This window comes from Streptomyces sp. NRRL WC-3549 (assembly GCF_000721935.1).
Taxonomy (GTDB): domain Bacteria; phylum Actinomycetota; class Actinomycetes; order Streptomycetales; family Streptomycetaceae; genus Streptomyces.
Genome location: NZ_KL585395.1, coordinates 1 through 7,869, shown reverse-complemented (window position 1 = coordinate 7,869; position 7,869 = coordinate 1). Strand labels below are relative to the sequence as shown.

Below are 7,869 nucleotides of genomic sequence, written 5' to 3'. Positions count from 1 at the left end.
GGTCTGCCTTGCCAGCCCGCTCAGAGATGTGTATAAGAGACAGCGCTCGGCCTGACCACACTGCCACCGGTGTACTACTCGCTGCTCGCCGCCGTCCTGGGGCTGTACGCCGTCGGTCTGCTCGCCGCCCGGGCCCGGTACGAGCGTCGGCACGGGGAGGACGCGCGGACGGAGCCCGAGCGGCACGGAGGAGACGCGCGGGCCCGGTGAGGTGTGGTGTCCGGCGGCCGTCTGCCGGGCAACGGGAGGCCCGCTCAGCCGCCCGACCCGTACGAGAGGTCCGCGCACAGGTCGTCGTCCGCCGAGCGGGCGTCGGCCGCCACCGGCCCGGGGCCGGCCGCGGGGCCGAGCGGGCGTCGCCCGCCACCGGCCCGGTGCCGGCCGCGGGGTCCGTCGTGGCGGAGGCGTCGGGCGCGGCGTAGGACGTCCCCACCACCACGTTGACGGCCGAGCCGCCGACGGCTTCGAGCCGGGCACCGGGGAACACCCGGGCGACCGTCTCGGCCCGGCTCCGCAGCCCCGTGCCGTACTGCACGACCGTGGTGGTGTGCTGCCGGTCGGCCGCGTTGCCGGTGGCGGTGACCGTGAAGCCGTGCTCGGTGAGGGCGGCGGCGGCCCGGGAGGCCAGGCCCGAGGTGGTCGTCCCGTTGTAGACGGCGACGTCGATCCCGGCGCCGTCGACGGCGTCCTCCGGACCGCTCCCGCCGGTCCCGGGTGATCCGGAGGGCGATGCCGTCGACGTCTTCCCGCCCCCGGCGTCCTCGCCGTCGATGGTGCGGTCGGCCTTCAGCGCGGCCCACAGCCGGGAGGCGTCCGGTTCGGCGATCGCGACGCGCGAGCCCTGGTAGCGCCAGGGGACGGTGACGAACTTCGTGTCGTGCAGGTCGATGTCCTTCAGCGACATGGCGAAGGCCATCAGCTTGTCCGCCGTGCCGAGGCCGGGGTCGACGGTCATCGACTGGGTGGCGGCGGTGGCCAGCGGCAGGAGTTTGGTCGGGGTGAGACCGTCGCTCTTGATCTTCTTGAGGAGGCTGGAGACGAAGGCCTGCTGGCGTTTGATGCGCCCTATGTCGGAACCGTCGCCGATGCCGTGCCGGATGCGGACGTAGTCGAGGGCCTGCTTCCCGGAGACGTTCTGTTCTCCCTTCTCGAAGATGCGCTCGCCCTTGGTGGCGCGGTTGGGGTTCAGGTCGCCCTGGTAGATGTCCTGTGGAAGACAGACCTGGACCCCGCCGACCACGTCCGTCAGCGCCGCGAAGCCTTTGAAGTCGACCACGACCGTGTGGTCCACGCGGAGCCCGGTGAGCTCCTCGACGGTGTTCTGGGTGCAGGCGGGGTTGCCCGCCTCGGTCTGGCCGACCGAGAAGGCCGCGTTGAACATGGTGTCGGTCCGGGTGTCGGTCCAGCTGCCGTCGGGGAGCCTGCACGGCGGGATGGTGACCAGGGTGTCGCGCGGTATGGACACCGCGATGGCGTGCCGGTGGTCGGCGTAGACGTGCAGCAGGAACGCCGTGTCGGAGCGGCCGATGTCGTCCTTGGCGCCGCCGCCGAGCGCGCTGTTGCCGTCGGTGCGCGCGTCCGAGCCGATGACCAGGACGTTCGCGCCCTTGGACGAACCGGAGGCGGGGCGGTCCTTGGACAGGCCCGCCCCGTCGAAGGTGTCGATGTCGCCGTTCAGCTTCAGGTAGACCCACCCCAGACCGGCTGTGCCGAGCACCGCCAGGGAGAGGACGACCAGCAGCGCCGTCCGCAGCGGGCTCCGTCTGCGCCGCCGCCGGTCCGGGCGGCCGCCACGCGAAGGACCGCGGCGAGGCGGGTCCGCCCGGCGCCTGCGGCGGGAGGGTATGGCCTGATCGCTGGTGGTGGTCATCCGTGCACCCTCGTCCGTCCGACTCATACGGAGTGGACGACTGACCCACCCCCCATGGTTGTACAGTTGCGCAATGTAGCAATGATGGCAGACGGCCCGCACCACCCGGTCGGGCCGCCGGGCGACGAAGAGGAGAGGTGGGCGGGATGCTCCGCAACGGACTGGAACCCTGGCACCTGCTGGTCCTGGCGATCGTGATCATCGTGCTCTTCGGTTCGAAGAAGCTGCCCGACGCCGCCCGAGGGCTGGGCAAGTCGATGCGCATCCTCAAGAGCGAGGCCGAGGCGATGAAGAAGGGCGGCGCCGGGCGGCAGCCCGCGGGCCCGGCCGGGGAGGCGTCCCCCGCCGGGCCCGCACAGCACGTCGATCGAGCCGCCCCCGGCGAAACGGCGCAGGTCAGGACCTATGTAGAAGGTGAAACGACCCGCTGAGTCCGCCCTCCTCCGTGTCACGCCGGCGTCCGGCGCATACGCCTTCCGGCGTGTCAGGGGGTGGCGATGTCGAAGCCGTACCGCAGCGGCTCACCGGTCACGGCGTAGTCGCGGCGGTAGACGTACACCTCTTCCACGCGGACGCCGTTCGGTGCGTCCTCCACCCGGCAGGGGTACGTCACCTGGATCACATGTGGCCGGTCGGCGACCTCCATCCGTAGTCCGTCCGCAGGCCCTCCGTCGAGCACTGCGGCTTCCCGTCCCGTCGTGTCGGCAGTCTCCATGCCCATAGTTTAATGGTTGCGCAACTGAACTGGGCGGCTCGTGTGTCACGTCTTCCGTTCGCCCGGTGCGGGCCCCGCTCCCGCCCGGCGGAGCACGACCGGGTCGGGGCGACCGGTGCCGGCAGGCGATCTACAGTGCTGGAGAAATCTCTCCTGAAAGGGTGATCCGATCACCCGACGAGCCCGCCACCCCGGCAGTGCCGACCGGGAGGGGGCGGGCGCGACAAGGAGTCAGGGCAGCACGATGCCGGAGCAGCACGACCAGACGACCACCGTCGACTCCCGGCCCGGCCGTCCGGAACTGGCGCGCCGTTGCCGCGGCGTCACCGAGGCCCGGTGGTTCGCCCTGACCGTCCTCGCCGTGATCCTCCTCAACGCGGCGCTGCTGGGCCTGGAGACCTACCCGGGGCTCGTCGAGGAGTGGCACCGCTGGTTACGGCTGGCCGAACGGGGCTGCCTGGCCGTGTTCACCGTCGAGATCCTGGTGCGGCTGGGCGCGCACGCCGACCGGCCCCGCGGTTTCTTCAAGGACCCGTGGAACCTCTTCGACCTCGCCGTGGTCCTCTGCGCCTTCCTGCCGCTCGTCCGCGAGAACACGACCGTCCTGCGCCTGCTGAGGCTGGCCAGGGTGCTGCGCACCGCGCGCTTCCTGCCGCAACTGCGGATCGTGCTGGTCGCGGTCGGCCGCAGCCTGCCCGGCACCCTGAGCTTCCTGCTCGTCGGGGCGCTGCTGCTGTACGTGTACGCCATGGTCGGCTGGGTCTTCTTCGGCCGCCAGGACCCGGAACACTACGGATCCATCGGCCGCGCGGTCCTCACGCTGTTCCTGCTGATGATCCTGGACGGCATCGGCGACGCGATCCACGCCGGTCTGGAGATCTCCCGGTGGAGCCTCCTCTACTACGCCTCCTACGTGCTGCTCGCCTCCTTCGTCCTCGTCAACGTCCTCGTCGGCGTGGTGATCACGTCCCTCGAGGAGGCCCGGGAGATGGAGGGGACACGGGAGACGGCACAGGAGACACCCCCGGCCCCCTGCTGCACGGAGGACCGACGGCTGCTGCTGGAACGCCTCACGGCGGCCCGCCGGGCACTCGACGACCTCGAACGCGACCTCACCCGGACCCCGCCGCCCCTCGCCGGACGCACGGCCGCCGGGGACGGGCCGGGGGACGTACAGGTGCGGCGGGGCCGCGGCGGGCCCGCGCCCGGACGCGGGCCGGTGAGCGGCCCCCCGCTCTCCGGCGGGACGGGGCGTCAACTCCCCCTTCGGCCAGGGGAGTCAGCCTGCTGATTGCGGCACCGGCGGGCCCCTCCGTCGCTATAGTGACGAGGACCTCAAGAATCGGGGGATGCTCCAGTGTCACAGGCGGATTCCCGGGCCGAGGCGACGAAGATCGCCTGGCAGATCTTCGGCTCCCTGCACGAGTCGACCCGTACGGTGGACGCCAAGGCATCCTTCGCCCTGGCCATGGAGTCCGCGGCCCTCGCGGGGATCGCCGCGTTGTTCGGGGGCGGCAGGTCGCTCGACCAGGTGAACGGCTTCGCCGGGGTCGTGCTCTGGCTGGGGGTGGCCGCGCTCGGCCTCTCCGCCGTACTCGCCGTCCTGGTCGTCGTCCCCCGCCACAACGGCCAGGGGCGTTCGCCCCGCCCCGGCGAGGACGAGTTCATCTTCTACGGTCACCTGCGCCACTGGTCGCCGGCCGCCCTCGAACAGCGGCTCACCGAGGCCGATCCGCTGCCCACCCTCAGCAGGCAACTCGTCGTACTGAGCGCGATCGCCTGGACGAAACACAAGCGCGTGCAGCAGTCGCTGGCCCTGGCCGTCGTCGGCAGTCTGCTGGTCGCCGCAGTCGTCGTGTTCGCCTGAAGACGGCGCGCGCGTTGGACAGGGCACCCCGTCTTCACCGGCGCCGCAGCCGGTTCTGGGCGCTGCTCGACCAAGGCGCCCGGGACGAACTGCTGTCCACGGGGCGCCTGATGGCCTTCCAGCCCAAGGATACCCTGCTGCACCAGCACGACCTCAGTGACCATCTGCTCGTCATCCGGCGCGGCTGCGCCAAGGTGGCCGTCAACTCCACCGGGGGGTACCAGGCCGTACTGGCCATCCGGAGAGCCGGTGACCTCCTGGGCGAGCAGGCCGCCCTGGACGGCGGGGCGCGCTCCGCCACCCTCGTCGCGCTCACCCAGGTCGAGGCCCTGGTGATCCCCTCGGCCCCCTCCCTCGACGCCGCCGGTTCCTCACCCGTCCTGGCCCTGGCACTGCAACAGGTCCTCTCGGAGCGGCTGCGCGAGGCGGACGGCCACCGTGCCGCCGCCGAGGCGGTACAGGCCCGGCTCGCCGCCCTGCAGCTCGAACTCGGCGCGGAGTTCGGCCGCCCGGAGGGCGACGGTTCGGTCTGCACAGCGCTCCCGCTCTCCCAGGACGACTTCGCCGGACTCGTCCTCAGTTCACGGCGGACCGTGAGCCGCGTCTTCGAGCAGTGGCGCGGGTACGGGTGGGTGACGACCGGCCGCAACCGGCTGACCATCGACCGCCCGGACGAGCTGAAGCGGGTGACCGGCTCCGGCCCGTGAGGGCCCGCGCCACCCGGGGCCCCTCCTGGGGCCTTGCCACCCCTCGCGGTCCCGCGCCGCGAGCCCCTGGTGCAGAGCGACCCGGAACCGCATCGCGTGGGCGGGGCTGTAGACGACCGCCTTCTGCTTGAGCTCCTCGTCGAGAGCGCTCAGGAACCTCCCGGCCAGCATGACCGGCGAGACGGTGGCGGGCACCACCATCAGCACCCCGTCACCACGGTCCTCGACCGTGACGCCGCAGCCCTCCAGTCCGGCCCGCCCGAGCGCCTCCCGCAGCACCTCGTACATTCCGGCCCTCAGGGGACGCTGGACCGGGTCCGGCCGGGTACTGAAGTCTCGATGTCCAGCACCATGATCCAGCAGTGCGTGGCCTCACCGGACATGGTGGCCCCCAAGGTTCAAGACGGGTGAACTGTCGCTGAGGCCCTCAGTTGTATGACACCAACGCTCCGCGGGTCTAAGCCAGTTGACCCATAGCGAGGAATCTGTTCCCCGTAGCCGCCCGGGCTCCGGCCGCCTGGAGCCACAGGGGGACCCGGGCGCCGAAAAGGGTGCGCCGGGTGGGGTTGATGGGTCCGGTGGTGCTCCCTTGCGGGGGAGTGAGGGGCGCCCGGCAACTGAGGCCCCCGAACGGCTCCCCAGATGGCCCCGGAAACCACTCAGGGGCCCGACCCGCACTGCGGATCGGGCCCCTGGCCTGGTATGTCAGCTGCCGAGGTAGCTCGCTGATTTGCCTGGTCAGGCTTTGGGCTGGTGCGGTGTCGGTTGGTGCCCAAGGGGCTTGGGAGCGGGTCGGCTCCCAAGCGGCTCTCAGGCCCCGTTATGACGCCGACATCCCTACATCTGACGTGACAGGCCGTCCGCGAGAAGTCGTAACTCGGCGAAGCGGCTGGCGGAATGGCCAGGATGTGCCCGAGAGTGGGCTTTCACGGGGCGGCTCCCCGCCCTTCCTGATCATGTTTCGGCCATTCCCTCCGCGAGACAGCCTGTTGTGCCTAATGTCGCTTCTGCGATCCGGCGGTTCCTGCCGTTCGCCGTGAAGATGCCGGCCGTACGTGCGGACAGGGGATTGGTGTGGGGATTGCCTGGGGTGCCAGAGCCCGGGAGAAGAAGCAGGGGAGGTGGGGCGCCGGCCAGTGGCCGGGTATTCCTGTGCAGAGGGTGCCGCGCATAGCTGACACCCCTCGACCTGCCGAGGTGGATCCGGCTGCCACCGAGGTGACCAGGGTTCTGTGCCAAGCCGTCTATGCGCGGCCGGATCGCGTGAAGCAGCTCAAGGCGTGGTGGCGTACATATCGGGGCAAGAACGCGGCCCCGAGGAAGCCAAGACGTAGTACGCGTCGGCCCATCTACTTGGAGGGCAGCGATGACTGCCCCCCACTGGGTGAACCGACGGCCCAGTGGGTTGTCGACCACGTGCTGAACGGCCCGCTGGCTCCCGTGCCGTCCTATGGCTTCGATCTTGTCCCGGTGGTGGCGCACAGTGTGCGTGCGCGCCGCAGGAAGCGCATACGACGTCTGTGTTTCCTGCTGCTCCTGGTGGTGGTCGGGTACGTCACTCCGTGGGCGACGGCGACCTGGCTGAGTGCGGTCGTGATCGCCCTCATCGTCAGGTGGGCGGCGTTTCGAGCCCGACGCAAGCAGAAGCGCAGCAGCCGACTGGCTCGTCGTCCACGTCTGGCATACGATGTGTATAAGAGACAGGCATACCTGCCTCTCGTCGTTCCGTGGCTGCTCGCGCTGGTCCCGTACGCCCCGGGCGCGGACGTGGTGTCGGCAACGCGTCTCGGCCTTGCCGTCGTGCCATTCGGATTTCTCGCCGGGATGACGCTGGTGTACGCCGGAGACCGGTTGGTGGCGAGATCCGCGCTGTCTGCGCTGGGCCGCAGGCAGGTCTCCCGCGACGCCTTGCCGTGGGTGACGTCGAAGACCAAACGGAGAACGTCGGCGCTGGGGGACAGGCAGGAGGGGAGGCTGCTGCCCTACGACGCTTCGCAGCACTTCATCGGTGCCGGGCGTGACCACTGGGGAGCCGCTCACATCAACATCCCTCTGAAGCCCAAAGACTCCGAGGAACCGGTCAAGTCCTTCGGCGAGGCCGAACTGCTGCGGCGCGTAGGTGCCGCACTGGACGAACTGGGCCGTGGCGTGCGGGAGATCACGGACCCCCTACCAGGGTTTTCGAGGGAGCGGGTGCTCGGATTGCCTTCCCATCTCTGGCTGCATCGGGCTCGTGACGGGGAAGCCCCGGACCTGACGGGGAGAGGCCGCAAGTCACCTTCCGGTGAGCCGGAACGGCTCTACCTTCGTGCGCAGTGCATCACCTGGGGCGGCCAGGTCGTGGTCAGCCTTTTCGTGCACGCCGCGCTCGAGGCAGGCGAGTTACGGCTGACTGTGCGACCGCATGTCATGACCCCGCTTCACAACGAGCTGATAGTGACTGCGACCCCTGCCGGCAAGCGCGGTGTGCGGCTGTTGAGGTGGGTCACGGTCCAAGCCCTCCTGGACGCCGCTCTCGGTCCGCTGGCTCTATGGCGACTGGTTGCCCGGATCGGACTCGGCGAGAGCATCGAGAGCCACGTGGAGGAAGAGGACCCGGTGAGCCTGCGGGACCGGTACTCGACCGAAGAGGTTACTGATATGCACCAGAGCGACGACGCCAAGCGACATGTCGTCCTCATCGAGACCTGTGTCTTCCGGGCAGTCGCCT

General features: G+C 70.3%; 6 protein-coding genes and 1 pseudogene. 5 read left to right on the top strand and 2 right to left on the bottom strand.

The genetic code is table 11. The features are described from left to right. On the bottom strand, positions 1 to 1,870 hold a 1,870-nt coding region (locus IH13_RS37330; protein WP_234433281.1), incomplete at its 3' end, for an LCP family protein. Between the two features lie 146 nt (positions 1,871 to 2,016). Between IH13_RS37330 and tatA the strand changes: the two genes are divergently transcribed. Next, positions 2,017 to 2,301, top strand: a complete 285-nt coding sequence (gene tatA, locus IH13_RS0112780; RefSeq protein WP_031083938.1) for a Sec-independent protein translocase subunit TatA — start codon at positions 2,017 to 2,019, stop codon at positions 2,299 to 2,301. A 53-nt stretch (positions 2,302 to 2,354) separates the two neighbouring features. On the opposite strand, the gene IH13_RS0112775 is transcribed toward tatA, so the two are convergent. Continuing rightward, positions 2,355 to 2,585: a hypothetical protein gene (locus IH13_RS0112775; protein WP_031083936.1), complete on the bottom strand. Its 231-nt coding sequence runs from the start codon at positions 2,583 to 2,585 to the stop codon at positions 2,355 to 2,357. Between the two features lie 244 nt (positions 2,586 to 2,829). On the opposite strand from IH13_RS0112775, the gene IH13_RS0112770 reads away from it, so the two are divergent. The 4 genes and pseudogenes from IH13_RS0112770 to IH13_RS0112750 all read left to right on the top strand — a co-directional run. Then, a complete protein-coding gene (locus IH13_RS0112770; RefSeq protein ID WP_082317589.1) occupies positions 2,830 to 3,876 on the top strand; it encodes an ion transporter in 1,047 nt (348 codons plus the stop codon). Between the two features lie 66 nt (positions 3,877 to 3,942). Next, positions 3,943 to 4,452 (top strand): Pycsar system effector family protein, encoded by a 510-nt coding sequence (locus IH13_RS0112765; RefSeq protein WP_051835833.1) that lies wholly within the window; start codon positions 3,943 to 3,945, stop codon positions 4,450 to 4,452. A gap of 14 nt (positions 4,453 to 4,466) precedes the next feature. Beyond that, complete coding sequence (locus IH13_RS0112760; RefSeq protein WP_031083930.1) at positions 4,467 to 5,159, top strand: Crp/Fnr family transcriptional regulator; 693 nt, start codon at positions 4,467 to 4,469, stop codon at positions 5,157 to 5,159. Positions 5,160 to 6,848: 1,689 nt separating this feature from the next. Then, positions 6,849 to 7,869, top strand: a pseudogene (locus IH13_RS0112750) (hypothetical protein); the annotation flags it as partial.

Excerpts from the sequence above, each read along its gene's own strand:
- tatA (WP_031083938.1), top strand. The coding sequence starts at position 2,017 with ATGCTCCGCAACGGACTGGAACCCTGGCACCTGCTGGTCCTGGCGATC.
- IH13_RS0112775 (WP_031083936.1), bottom strand. The coding sequence starts at position 2,585 with ATGGAGACTGCCGACACGACGGGACGGGAAGCCGCAGTGCTCGACGGA.
- IH13_RS0112770 (WP_082317589.1), top strand. The coding sequence starts at position 2,830 with ATGCCGGAGCAGCACGACCAGACGACCACCGTCGACTCCCGGCCCGGC.